The following is a 227-nucleotide window of genomic DNA, read 5'->3' as shown; positions in this document are numbered from 1 at the left end:
ACAAAAAAACCGACCTGCAGATGCAGATCGGTTTCTTCAATTGCCTGGCAACGTCCTATCCTCACAGGGGGAAGCCCCCAACTACTTTCGGCGTTCAAGTGCTTAACTTCCGTGTTCGGCATGGGAACGGGTGTGACCACTTGGCTATCGTCACCAGACGACAGGGCTCGCGCCCTCAAAACTGAAGTCATCAACAAGATCATCTGCTAGAACAAGGCCTCGACCGA

1 rRNA gene is annotated in these 227 nt (G+C 52.9%); it reads right to left on the bottom strand.

Annotated elements, in window-relative coordinates:
* Positions 1–42: 42 nt before the first annotated feature.
* Positions 43–158 (bottom strand): 5S ribosomal RNA (gene rrf / locus D3D03_RS16690).
* Between the last annotated feature and the right edge of the window lie 69 nt (positions 159–227).

The organism is Exiguobacterium sp. RIT452 (genome assembly GCF_003598705.1).
GTDB classification, from domain to species: domain Bacteria; phylum Bacillota; class Bacilli; order Exiguobacteriales; family Exiguobacteriaceae; genus Exiguobacterium_A; species Exiguobacterium_A undae.
Note: the sequence above shows the minus strand (reverse complement) of the source record. Positions and strands in the feature narration are given on the sequence as shown.